The 19,852-nt window shown below is 51.8% G+C and carries 19 protein-coding genes; 9 read left to right on the top strand and 10 right to left on the bottom strand.

Going from position 1 to position 19,852, the window contains the following annotated elements; translation table 11 throughout:
- Positions 1-9 precede the first annotated feature (9 nt).
- Both arsL and arsQ read right to left on the bottom strand, forming a co-directional pair.
- The gene (gene arsL, locus M0814_RS20225; protein WP_047598130.1) at positions 10-1,284 is read right to left on the bottom strand and encodes an arsinothricin biosynthesis radical SAM protein ArsL; all 1,275 of its coding nucleotides are present in this window, start codon (positions 1,282-1,284) and stop codon (positions 10-12) included.
- 72 nt (positions 1,285-1,356) lie between these two features.
- Positions 1,357-2,562: an arsinothricin export permease ArsQ gene (arsQ, locus tag M0814_RS20220; protein WP_103484412.1), complete on the bottom strand. Its 1,206-nt coding sequence runs from the start codon at positions 2,560-2,562 to the stop codon at positions 1,357-1,359.
- A gap of 197 nt (positions 2,563-2,759) precedes the next feature.
- Here arsQ and M0814_RS20215 point away from each other — a divergent pair, with 197 nt between their 5' ends.
- Positions 2,760-3,257, top strand: a complete 498-nt coding sequence (locus M0814_RS20215) for a MarR family transcriptional regulator (RefSeq protein WP_047598132.1) — start codon at positions 2,760-2,762, stop codon at positions 3,255-3,257.
- 353 nt (positions 3,258-3,610) lie between these two features.
- Here M0814_RS20215 and M0814_RS20210 read toward each other — a convergent pair whose 3' ends face one another.
- Both M0814_RS20210 and M0814_RS20205 read right to left on the bottom strand, forming a co-directional pair.
- On the bottom strand, positions 3,611-4,483 hold the full coding sequence (locus M0814_RS20210) for a hypothetical protein (RefSeq protein WP_047598133.1): 873 nt from the start codon (positions 4,481-4,483) through the stop codon (positions 3,611-3,613).
- Positions 4,480-5,427, bottom strand: coding sequence for a hypothetical protein (locus M0814_RS20205; RefSeq protein WP_047598135.1), 948 nt, complete (start codon positions 5,425-5,427; stop codon positions 4,480-4,482). The genes M0814_RS20210 and M0814_RS20205 overlap by 4 nt, the downstream gene beginning before the upstream one ends.
- Before the next feature lie 217 nt (positions 5,428-5,644).
- Between M0814_RS20205 and M0814_RS20200 the strand changes: the two genes are divergently transcribed.
- From M0814_RS20200 to M0814_RS20170, 7 genes are read left to right on the top strand one after another with little or no spacing between them, the layout of a single operon-like run.
- Positions 5,645-6,067, top strand: coding sequence for an arsenate reductase ArsC (locus tag M0814_RS20200; protein ID WP_103484413.1), 423 nt, complete (start codon positions 5,645-5,647; stop codon positions 6,065-6,067).
- Positions 6,064-6,420 carry a metalloregulator ArsR/SmtB family transcription factor gene (locus M0814_RS20195; RefSeq protein WP_047598137.1) on the top strand — a complete coding sequence of 119 codons (357 nt, stop codon included), beginning with the start codon at positions 6,064-6,066 and terminating at the stop codon, positions 6,418-6,420. The genes M0814_RS20200 and M0814_RS20195 overlap by 4 nt, the downstream gene beginning before the upstream one ends.
- Positions 6,421-6,447: 27 nt before the next feature.
- Positions 6,448-7,731: an arsenic transporter gene (locus M0814_RS20190; RefSeq protein WP_103484414.1), complete on the top strand. Its 1,284-nt coding sequence runs from the start codon at positions 6,448-6,450 to the stop codon at positions 7,729-7,731.
- 15 nt (positions 7,732-7,746) lie between these two features.
- On the top strand, positions 7,747-8,217 hold the full coding sequence (locus tag M0814_RS20185) for an arsenate reductase ArsC (RefSeq protein ID WP_103484415.1): 471 nt from the start codon (positions 7,747-7,749) through the stop codon (positions 8,215-8,217).
- Between the two features lie 29 nt (positions 8,218-8,246).
- Complete coding sequence (gene arsH, locus M0814_RS20180) at positions 8,247-8,960, top strand: arsenical resistance protein ArsH (RefSeq protein ID WP_103484416.1); 714 nt, start codon at positions 8,247-8,249, stop codon at positions 8,958-8,960.
- A 10-nt stretch (positions 8,961-8,970) separates the two neighbouring features.
- Entirely contained in the window at positions 8,971-9,459 is a 489-nt protein-coding gene (locus M0814_RS20175; RefSeq protein WP_103484417.1) for a cyclin-dependent kinase inhibitor 3 family protein, read from the top strand.
- 30 nt (positions 9,460-9,489) lie between these two features.
- Positions 9,490-10,563: an ArsO family NAD(P)H-dependent flavin-containing monooxygenase gene (locus M0814_RS20170; protein ID WP_047598143.1), complete on the top strand. Its 1,074-nt coding sequence runs from the start codon at positions 9,490-9,492 to the stop codon at positions 10,561-10,563.
- Positions 10,564-10,627: 64 nt separating this feature from the next.
- Here M0814_RS20170 and M0814_RS20165 read toward each other — a convergent pair whose 3' ends face one another.
- Complete coding sequence (locus M0814_RS20165) at positions 10,628-11,605, bottom strand: toll/interleukin-1 receptor domain-containing protein (RefSeq protein ID WP_047598144.1); 978 nt, start codon at positions 11,603-11,605, stop codon at positions 10,628-10,630.
- Between the two features lie 406 nt (positions 11,606-12,011).
- Complete coding sequence (locus M0814_RS20160; protein ID WP_218565923.1) at positions 12,012-13,328, bottom strand: Shedu immune nuclease family protein; 1,317 nt, start codon at positions 13,326-13,328, stop codon at positions 12,012-12,014.
- A gap of 269 nt (positions 13,329-13,597) precedes the next feature.
- On the opposite strand from M0814_RS20160, the gene M0814_RS20155 reads away from it, so the two are divergent.
- Positions 13,598-13,837, top strand: a complete 240-nt coding sequence (locus M0814_RS20155) for a hypothetical protein (protein ID WP_047598146.1) — start codon at positions 13,598-13,600, stop codon at positions 13,835-13,837.
- 422 nt (positions 13,838-14,259) lie between these two features.
- Here M0814_RS20155 and M0814_RS20150 read toward each other — a convergent pair whose 3' ends face one another.
- The 4 genes from M0814_RS20150 to M0814_RS20135 all read right to left on the bottom strand — a co-directional run bounded on the left by M0814_RS20150 (position 14,260) and on the right by M0814_RS20135 (position 19,470).
- On the bottom strand, positions 14,260-15,252 hold the full coding sequence (locus tag M0814_RS20150; RefSeq protein WP_047598147.1) for a hypothetical protein: 993 nt from the start codon (positions 15,250-15,252) through the stop codon (positions 14,260-14,262).
- 454 nt (positions 15,253-15,706) lie between these two features.
- Entirely contained in the window at positions 15,707-17,125 is a 1,419-nt protein-coding gene (locus tag M0814_RS20145) for a UvrD-helicase domain-containing protein (protein WP_081794186.1), read from the bottom strand.
- The gene (locus M0814_RS20140; RefSeq protein WP_103484419.1) at positions 17,115-18,848 is read right to left on the bottom strand and encodes an ATP-binding protein; all 1,734 of its coding nucleotides are present in this window, start codon (positions 18,846-18,848) and stop codon (positions 17,115-17,117) included. The genes M0814_RS20145 and M0814_RS20140 overlap by 11 nt, the downstream gene beginning before the upstream one ends.
- Positions 18,849-19,107: 259 nt before the next feature.
- The gene (locus tag M0814_RS20135; protein ID WP_103484420.1) at positions 19,108-19,470 is read right to left on the bottom strand and encodes a hypothetical protein; all 363 of its coding nucleotides are present in this window, start codon (positions 19,468-19,470) and stop codon (positions 19,108-19,110) included.
- Between the last annotated feature and the right edge of the window lie 382 nt (positions 19,471-19,852).

Here is a 19,852-nt window from a genome sequence, read left to right as displayed (position 1 = left end):
GTTATCTCCTTAGCATTTCAGGCAGCAACGTTTGAACACACCTTCTTCTGGCGGTGTGACCGAGTCCATGAAGAGCTTGTCCAGGCGGGAGTCCGAATGCTGCCAGTCGAAGTGAAACTCGTGCTCCTCCAACTGCAACTCCTTCACCGTGTCGTTGTTGAGCAGCGGTGAGCCTTTATAGAGATGCAGCCGAGTCTCAAACTGGATGGGGTCGACGATGTTCTCCAACTCGTTGCGAGCAATGAAATCGTGCAGCTCGGCCATGTCTTCAAGGCTCACCCAAGGGTTGAACGTGATGAAGGTCGGGTTAACCTTGACGCCGGCCTCCTTCAGAAACGCCAACGCCTCCTCGATCATGGGCACGTTCATTTCCTTGAAGACTTGGTCGAGAACTTCCTGCTTGGGGAACTCCAACGCGGTGGTGATGAAAGCAAGCCCGAGCTGCCCCATTTCCTTGATGGCGTCTTTGTTCTCCAGAATATGATCCACGCGAGTGGTGAAGTCGTACGTGAGGTCGGGGAATTGCGAATGCAGAGTCCGGATGATTTTCAAACCGTGCTTCTTGGCATTGAAAAAATCGGCATCCGTGAAGGTGAGGTGAGTCATTCCCTGTGCGACGAGGTTCGCCACGTCGCGCTCAACGAGATCGTCGGAGACCAAAAGTACCTTGCCGTCATAGGCCGCATACACCGAACAGTAGGAACACTTATGGTGACATCCGCGCGACCCTTCGACCCCACCCACAACTTTCTTTTCGCCGAGCAGCTTCTCAAGCTGAGGTTGGGGATATTTGTGTAGAGGCGGTGCCAGGTCCCTGCGCGGCAGGCGGAACCCGTCACGGATCAACTGAGGCACAACGATCTCACTGGAAAGGCCGCGAGTACGATCGATCACTCCACGCAGATCCTGCCCCTGTTCGCCACTGAGGTGTTTAGCCAAGCTGACAATGGGTTTTTCCCACTCGCCTGCGATCGCGTAGTCACCGTACTTAGAGGCCAGGCTTTTTGCATTGATGGTCGCGTATTGACCGAAGAAGCAAATTTTCTGGGAAGGCTTCGCTTCTTTAAGCTGCTTGGCCAGCTGCGTTCCGGCAGTCAGAGAGTCAAAAAGCGGTACGCAGATGAAGACCAAATCTGCGTCACTGAATCTCTCCAGGGAAAGTCCCTCGACGTAGATATCGATCAACTGCGCTTCGATATCTGCATCGAGTAGAGCTGTGGTTGCAGATATCGCGTTGAGCGGTTGATACCCCCCTTCGAATGTACTGGCGACCAGGTACTTCATTCTCTTTCTCCTTGAGCTCAGGCACGACGATTCGGTGACTGGAATCACTGATGGTTTTGTAGGAATTCGAAGTTAAAGCGAGATCAGCAGAAGGACTGCCAAACCTATCAATGCTTGTAGAACTGAGCCGGCGGTCACTAGGCGCATGTACCTGCCGGTGCTGTATTCGGGAAAGGCGTCGGTTTTGACCAACCAGTAATAGCTGTCGTTAGGGAGAATGGCGACGAAGGATCCCAGGCATACGGCGAACGTGACGCTCATCAAATCCATTCCGCTCGACGCCAAGATTGGCGAGAGAACAGGTGGGATGGCAGCAAAGGTCGCAAGCGAAGAACCATTCAGTGTTTTGAATACCGCTGCCAGCAGGAACACCCCAACCAAAATATGCGTGGTGCTGCCCGACGCGCTGAATGCCTGCTGAATCAGATCCTTGGGAAGCACCATACCGAGGGCTTGGCCCAACGCAGACGCACAACCTATGGTGAACAATAACGAGCTGGTTCTACGCATTGCTTTGGACAGCAGATCTTGAACCTCGCCAGGTTTGCAGCTAATCGCGATCAATAACGATGTAGCGATCAGCGCACCGGCGGGAGTAGTGAAGAACTCGATTACGGAATGCTGGTTCTTGGTGATGGTGTACCCGGCGATCAGGAGTGCAAAAAATACAGCCAGAGGCAGAATTACTTTGATAACCGAATCCTGAAGCACGGTCGGGTCAGTCGAATCCTTGGGAGATAAATAGTCTGTGCGAGTCGTCCAGTACGTCCAGATCGTTCCGGTAATCCACGTGACGACTGTGAGCAGCAATCCTAGATACAGAAACTTTGGGTCATGTGTGTTGGCTCCCAGCCCAATCCCGATGATCAGCGGGCCAGCGGGCATCAGAAGCTTGAACCCTGAGTAGCATCCGATCGCGATGTACTTCCTGTGTTGCCCCGCAATGGGAGCAAGAGAGGCGTAGGCCGTATCGGGACAAACCATCCCAGCTCCCAGCAGAGGTGATAGAGAGATACCGAATTTTCCGAAAGACGCACTTCCTTGCGCCGAGATCCACCCGGCAATGAAAAACGCGCTCAGGATGACGATGGCGAAATAACCGAGGTTGTTTCCGAAGCCTTTGCTCAGCGACTGGAATACGTCCCCGCTGCTACTGCCGGCAAGAAGTGGGATCAGAATCGCGCCCAGTAGCATCGCTACAGGTAGAGGAATGGAAACACTGCTCCATAGGTTTCGTAACCGGGAGCCTGTTTTCGTCCTAAGCGTTTCTACCAACATCCCTGTACCTCCAAGCGTTACCGCAGCCGCCTCTGAAAAGCCCGCAAGCCATACCTCCAATTCACAATCGCAAAATACGTTGCGTGCCGCAACTAATATCTTGGAACAATTTCGTCGGCCCTTATGCCCAAAAAAATGTGTCGCTACGACTGCTAAGGTGGTATTAGCGTTTTCCCCGGAATTGCGAGCCGAGTGCTATGCCAAAGATTGATCAGATCGACCAGGATGCCGAACAGCTCTATGAAGCGTTGAGTCATTTGGTTCGCGTGTACCAGTTTCGTGACAGAGATCGCAGCTGCTGCGAAGGACTGTCCGTCACTCAATGCTACGCGCTGGAGCATGTGATCAAGGCTGGGCCTGTTCGGGTGCAATCGCTGGCCAGCGAGCTTTTTCTCGACAAGAGTAATGCCAGCCGGCTGGTCGATTCGCTTGCCAAACAGGGCTTGGTTCAACGTGTACCGGACGCAAGTGACGGCCGTGCGCTGGCAATCACCGTGACACCCGAAGGCATGGCCATCTACGAAAGCATTCGGTCGGACCTGGTGGGAGAAGCTCGTAATCTAGCTTGCGACTTATCGAAAGAAGCACGTGATGGCGCGATCGAAATGCTACGTCGCTTCGCCAAAGCCACCGAACAACGCTGCGGCCTGAAAGAACTTAGCCGTGACGAGTATCTGCCAAGCAAATGCTGCTGAATTAGTAGGCCGTGCTCCTCACTCTGACGTTTTCACTGACTCTCCATCGAAAACGTTTCAGAGCCTAATCACCGATCTTCTGTGTACGGGAAGACAACGGGCGTGCGACCGCAAGAATTGCGAACACTCGTGAGGAGGTCTATGTGATTATAGAGTCAGTCAAGACTTGTTTCAGGGGCTTGAAATGATTGTGGAGCAAGATGTGGTCTGCGCATCTCGTGTAGAGATCAACAATGTTGAAGCCTGAAAGCCGGTCACCTGCTGCTAGCAGAAAATAGGCCGGAGGTTAGTGCAAGCATGGGCAGATGCACGAATCTAATCCGCTGGCCTATTTCAGCGAAGCTGGTGCGACATTAGTCAAAGACAATTGCGATTTTTCCGCACTTCGGTAACGCATCTAGGTATTTTAGGAAGGTGGTTCTACTTAGGTCTTCTTCTGTGATTCTCGTTTCGTTGTAATCGACTTTGTCACTCCCCTCATTGAGCAGGTAATTCGTTTTTATAAACTTAACAAGTTGCTCGGGGGTAAGAAGGTTTGGGATGCGGATCTCCTCACTCGACTCTGCAGGTACTGGTTCGGAGCACCACATCGGTTTATTGCCATTAACGTCTTTGAAAAATAGATGATGGGGAGTCGATCGAGCAAAATCAGGCGTATTAATCGTAACCGGCGTTCTAGTTAAATCATTTAGGGAGCGCTTATTTTCCTTGGGTATGCCCATTTGCTCATCAAACTTTGGGGTGCAGTAAAAAACTTCCGCGTCTTTAACTCGCGACAAGCGACATAGAGCTTCATGCTGGCTGAAAGGATGTTGGCGAGTGCCCTTCGCGTACATCTTCCTTACCGTGTCAAGCTTTGCCCTATAAGGCCTGCCATTTGGATCGTAGCCCGCATTGGTAAGACCAGTTCTGACAGTGGCATCTCTCAGTCTTTTTAAGTTGACAGGCGCTATTAGTTTGTACTGATAGAAATATGCAAAAATAAATGCGCTGTTGTTAGTACTGGTATCTATTAAGCGCTTCTTTATCCATTCAAAAAACTCCCCTTTTCTAAATTTGCACGTAGGGTCAGGCGCCGCAAATCCAAGGTCAAAACCTACGTGAACCTCTTCCTTGCCTGGAGAGAAAATTTCATATTGCCGTTTCTTATAAAGTTTGGCGAAGTGTTTCTCATAGAGTACGTGATAACTAAGTTCTACGAGCTTTTCGTTGAAGTTTACGCTCATGATTCTTCCCTAAATGTGAGGCGCCTTGCAGTAATTTTTTCTGGATTCCCCAGGATCTGGAGAACGACATTGTTCGTCGAGTTGATTATGGCAGTACCAAAGATCTTCTCGAATTTGGTGTGTGTGAACTCCATGGAGGGCAATTTTATGTCAGCGCAGAGTCCTGCAAGGTAGTCAGGAAGGCGTACATGCTCTGCATAGTCAGTTTTCCCATCCATGAATGGGTAGGCGAATATAAATTGAGGCTTATTGGGATCTTTTACATTTCCAGACTGATGACGAACGATAAGAAACAGCATGAAAGCGATGTCAAAAGCCACCTCATTGTACTTTTCAAAAGTAGCATCTCTATCAGTCACCCATCTGAGAAATGCCGGCTCCTTTAGCTTGTTAAGCGTCAAGAAGAGAAACGCTGCGAACGTAGAGGTCAGCAATACCTGCCTCGCCAGCTTCGCATTGAATTTCTTACGCTTCACTTCGTCCGCGAATTCCCCAAGCGCTTTGTCAATACGTTGCCAATACGGTCTATCGACGCCTGGGTCGTCTGACCATTCGCCGATCAGCTCACGAAGTCCTACACAGAATCCATGGATGTTGTCATCAGTGATGAAATCTCGAAGGAGCTTCGAATCTCGCTCAACGATGAACGAGACGCTGAAGGCCACAGGGCAGTTGAGGTAGGAAATCAGACCTTCCGAGGCCTGGCGTGTCTTCTTCAGGTCTTTTGGCGCAACGTTCGCGATGTACTCTGAAAAATTCTTGTCAGTCTCGTGCTTCAGAGTAATGACAAATGAAAAGCTGTCATTGGCCTTCTCTGTGTTGCCTACACAGTAGTCGGAATAGATGTTCCATGGGGCGTCTGGCGGGTACTGCTTGAACCACGCCTGCATGTCACTGTTGAGCGAAGGGCTGTTGTCTGTGAGCAGCTTGAGTAGATCGAACATGCGCTTCCCTGCCGACGATTCGAAAGTGCCATCGTATCAGCGTCAACGGGGAGGCGCACAGTTCGGAATGTGAGCTCGCCAGACGCTTACAAATCCCTAATCAGCAGTTTTCGCCTAACCTCGCGGAAAGGATCAGGCAGGCTCTCCTAAACACATTCGCTTTACCGTATATTCGAATTATCGTATATTCGATTTCCCATATGCGTGAGGTGTGGTCATGAGCGCCCCCATCAAAGTGCTTTTTATCTGCGTTGCTAACTCCGCTCGATCTCAGCTGGCTGAAGCATTGCTGAGAAACAGCGACGCGCGTTTTCAAGCGTTCAGCGCTGGTACCGAACCAACTGAGGTTGATTCACGGACCGTTGCAGCACTGGAACACGTCGGCGTTGATGCAAAAGGGCTACGCAGCAAGTCCGTCGAAGAGTTTCGTGACGAGCGTTTCGACTACGTAATTACCCCCTGCGACAAGTCTGCGCGTGAATGTCTGGCGATGCCCAAGGCAGGTGAAGTGCTTGCCTGGGACTTTGAGGATCCAGTGAGCAGCACTCACCCGGACGCCTTCAAACACGCCCTTCACGATATCCACGAACGCATCAAATTATTTGTATTGGTTAAAACCAAACACCTGGAGGCCTCATGAACGAGCCAATCACTCCTACCGTTTTGTTCAAAAGCCTGGCAGATGACACTCGAACCAAAATAACGCTACTCATCGCCCGCGAGGGAGAACTCTGTGTATGCGAACTGACCGCCGCTCTTGAGCAGAGCCAACCGAAAATATCTCGACATCTCGCACTGCTGAGATCCTCCGGGTTACTGGCGGATCGCCGCCAAGGACAATGGGTTTACTACCGACTCCATCCCGAACTGCCGACTTGGGTCACCGAAGTGCTTAAGGGTGTCGTTGATGCCAACCAGCAGTGGTTGGACACAGAAACCAAGCGGCTCTGTGAAATGAACGATCGTCCAGTCAATCAGACCGTGTGCGGCTGATCCAACCTTTCGAAACGAGCCGATCGCATGCTAATCGCTCTACTTATTTTCATTGTCACCATCGTTCTGGTCATCTGGCAGCCCAAAGGGTTGGGTGTCGGCTGGAGTGCCTCATTGGGTGCCGCGCTTGCGTTGTTGAGCGGCGTGGTCAGCCTTGGCGATTTCCCGGTGGTATGGAATATCGTTTGGAACGCCACGGCGACGTTCATCGCCGTGATCATCATCAGTCTGCTGCTCGACGAGGCCGGTTTCTTCGAGTGGGCAGCCCTGCATGTCGCTCGCTGGGGAGGTGGCAGCAGCCGCAAGTTGTTTGCCTTCATCATCTTGCTGGGAGCAGCTGTGTCAGCGCTGTTCGCCAATGACGGCGCGGCGCTGATCCTTACTCCTATCGTGATCGCCATGTTGCTGGCCCTGCGCTTTTCACCCGCAGCGACTCTGGCGTTTGTGATGGCCGCAGGATTCATTGCTGATACAGCGAGTTTGCCGTTGGTGGTTTCCAACCTGGTGAATATCGTTTCGGCCGATTACTTCAACATTGGCTTCAGCGAGTACGCGGCAATTATGGTGCCGGTCAACTTGGTCAGCATCGCTGCAACGCTGGGAATGCTCCTGTGGTTTTTCCGCAAAGACTTACCCAAGACTTATGACCTGACACAGCTCCATGCCCCAGAGGATGCGATACGCGATCGCGCAACCTTCGTGGCAGGATGGTGGGTGCTGCTCGCGTTACTGGTCGGCTTCTTCGTTGTCGAGCCACTGGGTATCCCCATCAGTGCCATCGCCGCCGCCTGCGCATTGGTGCTCTACGTCATCGCCGCCAAAGGTCACGCCATCAACACCAGCAAGGTGCTCAAGGGCGCCCCGTGGCAAGTCGTGATCTTCTCGCTGGGCATGTACCTGGTGGTGTATGGCTTGAAGAACGCCGGACTGACTGACCACATTGCTCAATTGCTCAATGTCTTCGCTGGATATGGCATTTGGGGGGCATCGCTGGGTACAGGACTCCTGACCGCCGTGCTTTCTTCGATCATGAACAACATGCCAACAGTACTCATCGGAGCGCTCTCGATACATGCAACGGAAGCTACTGGCGTAGTTCATCAAGCCATGGTCTACGCGAACATCATTGGCTGCGACCTTGGTCCGAAAATCACTCCTATCGGTAGCCTAGCCACACTGCTCTGGCTACACGTGCTGGCTAAAAAAGACATCACCATCAGTTGGGGTTACTACTTCAAGACCGGTGTGGTGCTCACGCTTCCAATCCTCATTGCCACCCTGAGCGCCTTGGCTTTGCGCCTCAGCTTTTGATTCCAGGAGATCACGATGAAAGTCCTATTCATGTGCACCCACAACAGCTGCCGGAGCATCTTGTCCGAGGCGGTGTTCAAACACCTTGCTCCTGAAGGAATGGAAGCCGTCAGTTCCGGAAGCTTCCCAAGTGGCCGGGTAAACACGCGAGCGATTCAAACGCTCAAAGCAGCTGGTATCCCTACTGAAGGCCTTAGCAGTAAAGCCTCCGATGCCTTTGAAGGGTCGCCACCAGACATCGTGATCACGGTCTGCGATCGGGCTGCCGGCGAAGCCTGCCCGATTTTCTTCGGCCCGGCGCTCAAGGCTCACTGGGGGCTGGCAGATCCCTCCGAAGCTACGGGATCTGAAGCGCATATCGAGGCGGCATTCCAGCAAACCCTGAGCAAAATCCAGGAGCGGGTCAACGCCTTCATTTCGTTGCCTATCGCTACGTTGAGCAAAGAAGACCTTAAAACTGAGCTAGCCCGCATCGGCACGTTGTAGGCCAAGCGTCGCAGGGGCCAGGAGTCACTATGAAAGACCATTTTCCAAACATCGAAGCAGACCTCATCGACGTCCCAAGCATGGAACGACTCACTCCTCGTGAGCCGTCCACGCATAAACCGCGCATCCTTCTCATCTACGGGTCGACGCGCGAGCGTTCGTTCAGCCGGTTGGTTACCCAAGAAGCCGCGCGGTTGTTGGAGCACTTCGGTGCGGAAACACGAATCTTCGACCCATCAGGTTTACCACTGCCTGATGATGCTCCGGATACCCATCCGAAAGTCGCGGAACTCCGCGAGCTAATGCAGTGGTCGGAAGGGCAAGTGTGGTGTTCTCCAGAGCGTCATGGATCGATGAGCGCTGTTTTTAAAGCTCAGATCGATTGGGTGCCTTTGGCGATGGGCGCAGTACGTCCAACCCAAGGTAAAACTCTGGCCGTCATGCAGGTTTGTGGCGGCTCTCAATCTTTTAACGTGGTGAATCAGTTGCGAGTTCTGGGTCGCTGGATGCGGATGGTGACAATCCCCAATCAGTCCTCAGTACCCAAAGCGTTTACCGAATTCGACGAGGATGGGCGTATGAAGCCTTCGTCCTACTACGATCGCCTGGTCGACGTGATGGAGGAACTGATGAAGTTCACCCTGCTATTGCGTGACCGTCAGGATTACCTGGTAGACCGTTACTCGGAACGAAAGGAGTCGGCTGAAGAGCTGTCGAAACGAGTGAATCAGCGCTCCATCTAAGGATCTCATCATGTCTCACCCTTTCTCGATCCTAGTAATGCCAGACGGTGCGGGTACTCTCATCTTCACCCCGTGTCCGGGCACTCAGGGTGAGTCGCTCCAACAAGCGCTCGCCACCCTGAAAAACGCAGGCGCCAGTGCCATCGTCAGTTTGATGTCCGACGCCGAACTCACTCACAACGGTGTTGGTGAGTTAGGTCAGCAAGTCCAGGCGGCAGAGCTCGCTTGGTACCAGCTACCGATTGAGGACGATGAGGCTCCTGACGCTGAATTTGAGGCCCGGTGGCAGAAGGCTCTCCCAGCGTTGTCGAAGCTTCTGGACGCAAACCGGGCCATTGCGATTCATTGCAAAGGTGGGTCGGGACGTACTGGGTTGGTCGCCGCAAAACTCATGATCGACAGAGGGATGCCACGTGCCCGTGCTGTTGAGTTGGTACAGCAACTGCGGCCGCGAGCAATCCAAAAGCCTTCGCACGTCTCTTACATCGAGCGCCTTTGAGAGCTTTGTCTTAGCCAGAGGGAGTAGTTGATGGACACTCAAAACACACTGCTGGATGTGGTGGTCATCGGAGCAGGTCAGGCTGCGCTGACAACGGCTTACTTCCTCAAACGCACCGGCTTGTCGTTCGTTCTGTTAGATGCAGAAAAAGGCCCGGGTGGTGCGTGGCGTCACGGATGGGATTCATTGCAGCTGTTCTCACCGTCTGCCTGGAGTTCCATCGCAGGGTGGCCGATGCCACCGGTGAATGATGGCAATCCCGGTCGAGATCATGTTGTTGATTACCTGGCACAGTACGAAAGCAGGTACGGGTTTCCTATCGTACGTCCCGTAGAGGTCACGAGCGTTGAGCCTCAGAGTTTCGGTCTGCGGGTCCACTCAGAAACTCAGCATTGGGATGCCAAAATCGTAATCAGCGCGACCGGGACTTGGAGCAATCCCCGCATTCCCCATTACCCGAAGAGCGAGCTTTATCAAGGTCCGCAGATTCACTCAGCGCACTACCGTTGCGCCGAGTCGTTCCAAGGCAAACGGGTACTGGTTATCGGCGGAGGTAACTCAGGTGCCCAGATCTACGCCGAGATATCCAAGGTGGCGGACGCTACCTGGGTGACCCTGGACGAGCCAATGTTTTTGCCTGATGACGTAGATGGCCGTGTGCTTTTTGAGCGCGCCACTGAGCGTCTGAAAGCCCATCAGGAAGGACGTAACATACCCGAACCAACCGGCGGATTGGGTGACATCGTCATGGTGCCGTCGGTGAAAGAAGCGCGTGAACGTGGTGTTTTGAAAGCTGTACGACCATTTGAGTTTTTTACGCCAGACGGCGTTGTCTGGAAAAATGGAGATGAGACCACGGTTGATGCCATTATCTGGTGCACTGGTTTCGCTCCCTCTTTGAACCACCTGCGGGGGCTCGGCGTGGTCAACTCACAGGGGCGGGTCGACGTTCACGACAACCGTTCTTCAATCGAACCTCGGCTTTGGCTAGTTGGCTATGGCGACTGGACTGGCTTGGCTTCCGCGACGTTGATCGGGGTGACACGCACCGCTCGTAATATCGTGAAGGAGGTAAATCACTATCTCAAACAAGAACTCGTCTGAAGCGTGCCGCTAGGCCTTGAGGCCCTTTCCACGTATTGAGTCCAACGCGACGGCGTGAGCGGGGTCAGGCAGGGGAAAGGGCTTCGGCTGCGTCCAGCAGTCGCTCAAGAATATGAAATCCTTCTTCGCTGTTGATCAGGTAGGTCGTCAGATCCTCAGCACTGAACGTGAAGATCTCATTAATTTTAAAGGTATTGAACAGTTTGGATGCCAGCAGTATGCCTGCCGCATTCAATAACCCCTGTTCGTCCTCACTGGTGAGCTGCGGAAAAAATGTCGATACCGCCGCTGTACTCAATGGGCGTATCTCCAGAGAGATAGCGCAATATTCCCAATGCCAGATTCCTTTGGTGGGGCAAAAGGTCGGGCCGTCATCATTGAGCATGTAATTCCAACGATCGCTTTCCCACATCCACTTAGGAGGCTTTAGCAGGTAGGGTGCAGCTTCCTCAGAATAGACAGTGACTTCATGATTTTGAGGGTTGCCCCATAACGTTATTGGGTTCTTCCTGAGATAAGTATTGGCACGCTCTCGTAGCTTGAATGCGGCCAGCGTCTTATTGATACCGGATTGCACCACTGCCTGGCTGCAACCTTCCGCCAGATCCGCTAGCGTCATCCCGATATCTATCTTCCGCTGCATTAAGGGCTGAAGGTTTAGGTAAATGCGATTGATCAATGGATCAGGTAGGTGACCAGCGCATCCAGACTCAAGGATCAGCGGTATAACCCTGACACCAGGCTGATCAATTATTTCGGCCAGCATCTGTAGCTCACGAGACAGTCCGGAGCCTTCTTTCTTCGCCGATTGCAGATAGTCCAGATCACAGAGGCACAAAACCGTCAGTGGTCGCTTGGCCAACTGTTTGGATATGACAACGTCGGGTAGCTCGCCGTAGCCGATGTTGTCTCGATCCCAGAAGACGTCATGGTTCCAATCCAAATAGGAAACTATGTGTCGACGTATCCATTCCTTGTTTTCGAAGCTTTCGCCCCATGCGTATGAGATGAAGATAGAGCCATGGTTATCTGCTTCCGTCATATCTGCTCGCTTTCAATCGCGGTCATGAGCATTCGTTTGTTACGGCTAAAGTATCATTACCGGCAGGCCTTCAATGGGGCACCGTTGAGATTTTCGGGTCTTGCTTTTCGCCTGTGACAACCCCTTTATTTATTGCAATGGGCTCCATTTTTTGTGGGTATCGATTTTCCGACAGCCTTTATTTTCGATGTGTTTCTTTGAGCACCCTTGGAAACCGGGAAATCCCTGAGTGACTGTGACAATTTTTATCCCTTGCTCACAAGTAATTTGCATCAGGGGTTGGGTAGCGAGCCGCACTTGGACCGTGCAACAAAATTAACCATCATTCTGTCTGTGGAAGTTTTGCTTTTGAGGCTGGGCAAGAGTCCAGGTCCAGCGTGTCGGGTTTGATGGTTTTGGTCCGAATTCAGGTGGCGTCCTCGTTTCGCTCTGAACTGTTTAGGTGGTAAAGCAGCAGCTTCAGTTTGTCTAGAAGCTCGTCAAATGTGACGACCTCCACGTCCTTGCAGGCGTGCCGAAAAATATCGAAGCAGCGCCGCGGCTCGGGTTCAGTGGGAGTGGTGCCACAGATGATTATGCACTTGATGGCATCGGGTTGTGATCCTGGTAAGTCGGCTCGATGAACCAACCAGTTACTACGCAATGAGGTTTGTTGGTAGAGAACCTGAGTCATTGCGCCACTGAGCTCTTGGTGCGGCCCGAAGACTTTGTTGTTGCGATAGGCACTCGATAGCATAAGCGGACTGGATGGCTTTTTTATTTCAACGATAGCTAATGGCTGCCCCAACTCCCGGAAAAGAAAGTCGCCTATTTGCGCGCCAGCCCCATTGATGCTGGCTGCTTGAGCATGAAATTGGGTATGAAGTAGCTGGACTGGCCGAGCAAACAGCATGGACAAGATGAATATGTTGTCCTCAAAAAAACGCTGCCAGTGAGATTCGGAGAGCTGCTGATTAAGCTTTTTTTCAAAAAGCTCGATCATGTTTGCCAGCGTTACTCGTTCAATTTCCGCATGTAGACGCAGCAGCTCGTGCGGCGCGTTCTTTGCAATCTGTTTGGCATTCTGCCTAACGGTTCTTACTGATGCCTGTTGTTGCTGCTTCTCCATGGCCTGCGACCGCCTCGTGCTGGCCATTCGGTACTCGATCATTTCCCCTGTGCTAGTCACTTGCAGCAGCGCTGGAAATTTATCAGGTGCGAGCTTCGCCATTATTGCATTGCGAACGTGCCAGTGCTTCGCAGCCCGAATGCGCTCCTTTTGTCTGCGATCCGCTTTATAAAATGTCCGCCTCAAATCCTCAATCTGCCGCTCGGGAATACGCGCGCAGTTACGGTCAATTTTTATGTGATCATCGTGCGTTACCACCAAGGTATCTAGCTCAGCCACTCGCATCAGGCCAGCGCATAGGGGCTCAAGATCTTTGATCAATCCTAGCCCAAAATTACAGCTGTTCCATGATCGAGAAGTTAGATATAAATCGATCAAAGTCAAAGCGGCATCCGAGGATTCCGGAAGTGCCTGTTCATACTTCATCTCGTAAATAACAGTCTTGATTCGCCCATGCCTACGGGAGAGGTAGCGTTTTGCATGCGGATTGGTGAATACGGGATATGTGACGATGCGATTGGAAAAAATACTGGCGAGCAGATGCCAGCGGTCCACTGCGTGAGGGTACCAGGCATCTGGATCGTCGGGATCCTCTAGAGTGAAGAATGTTTCCATGTAAAGGTCTCTACATGGCTCTTGATTCGGCAGTCCGGGAATAAGGCGAAAGCTTGGATTGAAAACCGCTTCTCCATCGTACATAAGCGTACTTCTCCTTGCTGTACCGGCAGCTGATTTTGATTTAAGGAGGGAAGTATAATGCTAGACGCTGAAGTTAGAGGCAATGGCTGCAGGCGAGCGGAAATACACAACTGATCGTCCCATTCTCAAGATAGGTCCTTAAGCTGGCTACACTCTCCCAACCAACATAACAAGGAGCAGTACCCGTGAATCACTACGATCCGCATGCCAATTACGATGTGAATTATCAAGGGCGCAAGGTGGGCGAGCTGCGAAAAGGACGTTATTTTGAGGGAACTTGGGAGGTGGGCTATATGGACGGCGAAGTCTTCCACTACAACGGCAAGCCTAGGGGAAAGCGTGAGCACCTGACCCTCACCCGCGACGATCCCCCTGGCGAGTGGACCCAGTTCGAATTGGTGCTACAGGAGGCTGAGCAGGCGTGACGGTTCAGTGCCTATAGGTGGATGTATGATGGGCGCAGGCCTCCCCTTTCAGAAAGGTGGGGGCCAGTCTTACCTTCTTGCCACCGTATTTAATGTACTCGTTTAGGCGTTCTGCTCTCCGCATTTCCGCCAGGTAATTATCGCCCGATCATTGCGACGTTAGGGGAAAGGACCTCACTCCTAGTTCCCCAAAGTTGAGGCCTTTGGGGAACTAGGATGGGTTGAGAGACACAAGTTCTCCCTTGGTCGATGGGGCGAATCGATCCCGAAATATTACCTAGGTCATCGCTCTCAAGTGGAGGGTCCTTAGAGACATGCCATTCTGATATTCCATCGACGGCAATGGAGGAATTTACCACTCAAATGGTTTGTTTTACTTTATTGCGATGCAGAGGAGGGCGCAGTCTGCGCCCTATCATGAATTATAAGACTTCGATTTTCGTAACGTTCAACTTATCGCGGAAAATACGGTCTTGCTCGGCAAACCATTCCTTTGCTTTTTCTTTTCCGGAATCTTGATTTGCTTGTTCTAGCGCATATTTTGCCGACTTGTATCGTTCTACTTTGTCGGAAGTTATGTAGCACAGTAGACTTAAATCACTTGTCGCGAATCTACGCTCTTGTTCGATAAGTTGAAGCGCGTTTGTTTTTGCTTGTTCAATGGTATCCATTTTTTTTGTGAGAGCATTAAGTTTCAGCGTGGTGACGTTCTGCTCTAATTTCTCAGCTTCATCATAGGCTTTTTTGACGTCAGAGAGGCTGTGCAAAACGTCGCGGTATCTCTCCTCAAGAAGGAAGGAGGTGCTGGCTATCGTACCCAGTGTCATGCGCTGGGTACGACGATCAGTTTTCTTCTTCCCTTTCTTGTCTGTGTATTCCTTTATCGTCACGCCAGTTACTGACAGCGTGTACGCGCCGGTGCGAGCGATCGACTCAAGATGTCTCATGGTCTGGGGGCCGAGCTTTTCCCGCATTGCATGAACACGATTTTGGACTGTAGCCAAATCTGATTTCACTTGCAGGATTTCTTTTAGTGCAGAGTCTTTTTGCTCAACTAGCGCTCGAAGACGCTCAAGGCTTTCTTCATGTTTTTTCTGATTCAGATACTTAGTTCTATCAGCGCTAAGCCTTGACTCACCGTTAAATTTTGTTTTGGCGCATTCGTTGCCAACAAGAGTAATGCTATTGTCGGAAAGCACGGCAACAAAGCCCCATTTATGGCCCTCATTGCATAGCTTGTCATTGTCTTTCAGAAGACAACACCTAACTTCATCACTTAGAAAGTAATCTCCAAGCAAATGCTTATAGTTTTTCGGCGATACAGGGTTTTCTTTTTTGAAACCAGGGAGCGCCTCAATCTCAGAAATGGTATTGAATGTGCGGATCTCAACGTTTCTATCGAGTGTCTCGTGCATGCGGACTTGTACTCAAATATCAAGATTCTAGAGCTAGGCATCAGTCGACTGCGGGGCAGTGTCGTCTTCATGACTAGATTTTGTAACGCCATTAAGTGCTGATTGGAGCCGGAGTACGCTTCGGCGTTATTCGCCCAGTTGATCTATAAAAATCCATGCTCACTAGCAGAATCACTGTTAATCGATACAGTATAGCTTGATTTTTCATTGCTCGAGTCCTGGCCCCATCGACCTTGAGGTCGGTTGAACTGCGCGTCAACTGGATGACTTCAACCCGAACATGAGCACTATCGATGCGGGATCTAAGAAATCGATGACCTGAATAGTCCGAGCTGCTGTTGGCCGACTTCTGCTTTTCCCCACCGACCGCAATGGGTAGTTCTTTGCTTATCGTGGTCATGAAGCGTGCTGGTGGAGGGCGATGACATAACCCACCACTCAATCGGTGCGATCTCTATCGGGGAGCCAACTGAGGTGTAGCAGAGCAGATAACCAGTCGAGCCGATCCCCGCGTTATAGCGACGTACAAATGCTGAGCATTCATGGTCTCCGGCGCTGTAATCACGGCAACCTCCGACTCAAGCCCCTTCAATAACAACGTACTTCCAATAGCACGCCGAGCTATCTGTCGTGCTTCATGCCGATTACGCTCACGTTCTCGTACCGTGGCATCAGCTAAAGAACACTGCCCTCGCGATGCCGCCTGTAATGCTCTAAGACATCCATAGAGCACGTCCGGTCGGTATACACGTGCATTGGGTTGTTGCATTAACGATCTGAGGGCGGCTTCGGCGAGAGAAAATGACGGTGCAACCAAGTACGCCAGCAGCGCCGATTCTGCTGACGATGGAGGCGTACGAGCCCGTCCTCCAGAGAGAGAAACAAGTCGCTGCAATAGTCCTGCGGCACCGACTTGGGTCATCACTTCAGCAGCAAAATTAACTAGCACTGTTACAGAGTCGGGATGTTGTAGATCGAATGAGCGGCCGAAGGTTGTCAAATCAGCCAGGTCCACGGGCTCTACAGTACTGGCCCCTGGCGTTTGGCTGGCCATTCTCCTTCGACTTTCAGTACTCCGACTGTCTCCGATCACAAGCACCTGTCCGTTAGGGGATACTGGAGGGGTCAAGGCGGCAGCAATACGCTGCCTGTCGGCAGTGGCGGGATGCAGTTGTACCCAAGTGACTTCCGCCGGCGCTTGGGTCAGATCAATGCTGTGACCGGCCTGCAATGTATGCCGACAATTGAGTAGCCATTCACCAAATCCAGATTTACCCGCATTTATCCACCGCCACGGGTGGGTCAGCTCACCTATTGGTGGAAACTGCTGCAGTACATGTGCATGCCAATCGACTAGTTGATTACCACGAAAATTGAAAATGGCTTGCATTGGATCGCCAAGCACAGAGGTTGGCAGCACCGAAGAAAGTGCAGTTACAAACGCATGCTGCACCATATTGCAGTCTTGGTATTCATCTACGATTAGATGGGAATAAGACGCGGTCATAGTTGCAGCAATGTGGCCAGCCTGGATCAAGTGAACTGCAGCCAAACGGATTGCTGGATAGTCCGCGTTGGGGTTCAGCAAACTCAGCGTGTCGGTAGGTATGCCACTACGTGTGGGGAAAGTGCCAACTAAACGCATAGCGAACCCATCGAGGGTTGCGATTCGATAAGCAGCGGGCGGGACGTTGCCACGCTGCATGCGTAGGCGCAACGTTGTCACTCCGGCGTTTGTATGAGTCAGAACAAGCACCGGTTTCGAGCCCGCGTGCTGAGCGAGCGTGTCCGCAATTAGCTGCGTTTTGCCACACCCAGCGGGCGCTGTGATGGCGCCGAGTGAATGCGCTAGAAGATCGTACTCAGGCGGCATGTGCCCACCCAAACAGATTGTTTATTAGATCGATGAAGCCCTGCTCACACCCCCCTAAGTTAGGGCCGATAACGTCGCGCGCCAAGATCTCGAATTTCGTGAGCGATTTGTACCAGCCATGTTTTCTGTTTCGGGATGTGAGAGCTAGAAGCTGACGTATATCTGGAGAAAAAGGAATCTGTTGCTGACGCTGCAGATATATACCTTCGAGGGTAGCCGCCCCCTGAGACTGCGAACTGATGTGGGCGGTGATCAACTCTACATCAAGGAATTCTGTTGCACGCTGCAACAACAAATCTACGGCAACATCAGGAAGACTCAGAAAGAGTTCATCCTCCAAAGCCCGGCCTTCCCTCCATGTGATGAACTGACCTCCAGCCTCCCGGTAAGCTGCCACTACAGCTGGAGTCGGTGGTTTGTCGGCATCAACCAGAACCATAACCCGATACCCCAATCGGAGCAGCGCTAAGCCCCGCACAAAACAGCGATCCGGATCGCCCCCACCGACATTTACATAGGCCGTGCCCGCGGCGAGTAGTGAACGGTAGTTTAATGCTGTCCAGTATTGATCTAGGCCACGAATCAAACCAACTTCACTCGCTCCTTCACAAACAATAACGCTGCGCGCCAGAAAGGCTTCAGGATCCATACGGATTGTGCTTTGCACGTCGTCGGCGGTGCCAACCATGCTGACTATGTGTGCGCCATCTTGTCCCTTGCGCACAACGAAAATTTGGTCGCCCCGAAGCTCTCTCACTGCAACTGGAGAATGTGTGGTGAGGAACGCTTGAAGGGGATTAATGCTTTCCTTTGCCCCCAAGGAGTCGAGTAGCCGGATTAGCCGGTGTGGTTCAAGACCATATTCCACCTCATCCACCAATGCGATGGATGCACGCTGTGCAGCCGCTCGTTGCAAGCCTGAAACGAGCAACCTGGACGATCCTGTACCCAACGAACGCAACGGTACGCCTTGCTCATCGTGCAACGCTATTGCGCCATCTCCAATAGACACTGCATGAGCATCCAGCAGGGCTTGCGTTCGGGCACCAACAGGTACTCCCAGGGAGACCGCCTGTTCATAAACAATTTGCAACGTTGAGGCCAACTGTGCGCCGGCTTGGTTTCCGAACGCCTCACGCGCTCCGCGAGAAGCGCTCGCCAATTGAGCGCCCAATTCGGGACGCTCTTCAGTCAGGCGGTTGAGTACAGAGCCGCGCGTCCAAGAAAGATTAGAGCTGGCATAGGCACCGAGCCGAGCCGGCGCTAGTAGCAGCCGATCTTTCCAAGCAATGTTTCGTTCGAGCCCCGATGCTTGAGCGCGCAGCGAGACGAGCGTCCAATTCGGTTCAAGTTCGCTATCAACGGTTAATCGCAATGAGAGGACCGTTTCAAGTCCCTCAAACGGCTCGTCATAAACGACCCCGGAGGTGCGGTCGAATGCCTGAAGGTACTGACCATACGCATCGAAGTTCATCAAAGCATCAGGCAGAGAACCAATGATCAGGGTGATTTGGACAGGTTGTGAAACGTCGAGATTGAAAAAGTCCGTATCGGCAAATGAGGCGTTGCGGCGAGCGCCCATGCATAGATCAATTGCATCGAGGATCGTGCTTTTACCGCTGTCGCCAGGTCCAATGAGGCAGTTCATACCAGCAGAGGGCAACCAAGACAGAGATCGTATGGATCTGAAATTATGAATATCCAGCTTCCGAATCCGAACCATACATTCTCTCCTGAGATTCCTTTTTTACCTTTTCGCCGCTGCTTCATGAGTAGCTCAAAAAGGCGCAGCTTAAGACGGTGCAGAGGATGATAGTTCGGAATGGCACTATTGGCCGTCCGGATGCCGACTGACTAAACTGGCATCGGAGCAGTCAAGAGACTTTCCGCAAAGGGGTATCTGCGTTTCCTAGGCGGTGACCGATACACTCCCAGCCCAAAAAATTGCCGCGACCAGATATCTTGAGCCAACTGCAAAAATATCAAATCTCAAAGGTTGCAGTACGCTTTAGCTCAGCATTTGAGCAGAACTCATTCACCCAGAACGCCACTTGGCTGGCAGTTGTATTATGTGTAGGCAGTTGCAACGCCAGCGCGGACTGGCAATCGACAAGTCTCCGCTCCGTAAGCCTATAGCCGTGGACTTCTTGGATTAGCCTGCCCCTTGAGAGCCAGTAACCCAAGGCACGTTTTTTCACCAAAAATTCCAGAAGCGGTTTTGACATGGAGATCAATGAGAGTTGATCACTAGCTTGGGCAACCCGAAAAGCCGCAATGGTGTAAGCACGAACTTCCGAATGAGCCGTGGGGAAAGCTTCAGGAGCAAAGAGCTGAAGGTTTCGCATGTTCGATCCTTGAAGTTGTAGAGGATTCCAGTAACTTCTTTGACTCTAGCCAATATTCCTCAAGCAGCAAGTATCAAGAACGCGGATAAGGGGTTCGTTTCCGCTTTGGAGACATAGAACACATTAGTGCATGTTTTCCTGGAAGAGCCCGCAAGGCGGTGCTATATACGCTTCCATTGCTTTATTCAGTATCATCTTGTTTGTCAGTGTCGTCTCGTTTTTGCTTTAGCGAAAAGAGTAAACTCGATACGTGCAGTATTCAAGAGTATCAAAAAAATTCTTTACCTAATATCGCCGTGGTTGTCCGTTGGTTCTCATGATTATAGTTATTTGGGTTTTGGGCTAAATGCTTGCTGTTGTTGCGAAGGTATACAGTGCGCAC

The sequence above is a fragment of the Pseudomonas sp. MWU12-2020 genome, assembly GCF_023100605.1.
GTDB classification, from domain to species: domain Bacteria; phylum Pseudomonadota; class Gammaproteobacteria; order Pseudomonadales; family Pseudomonadaceae; genus Aquipseudomonas; species Aquipseudomonas fluorescens_H.
The sequence above is the reverse complement of the archived record's forward strand: the minus strand, read 5'-3'. Positions and strand labels throughout refer to the sequence as shown.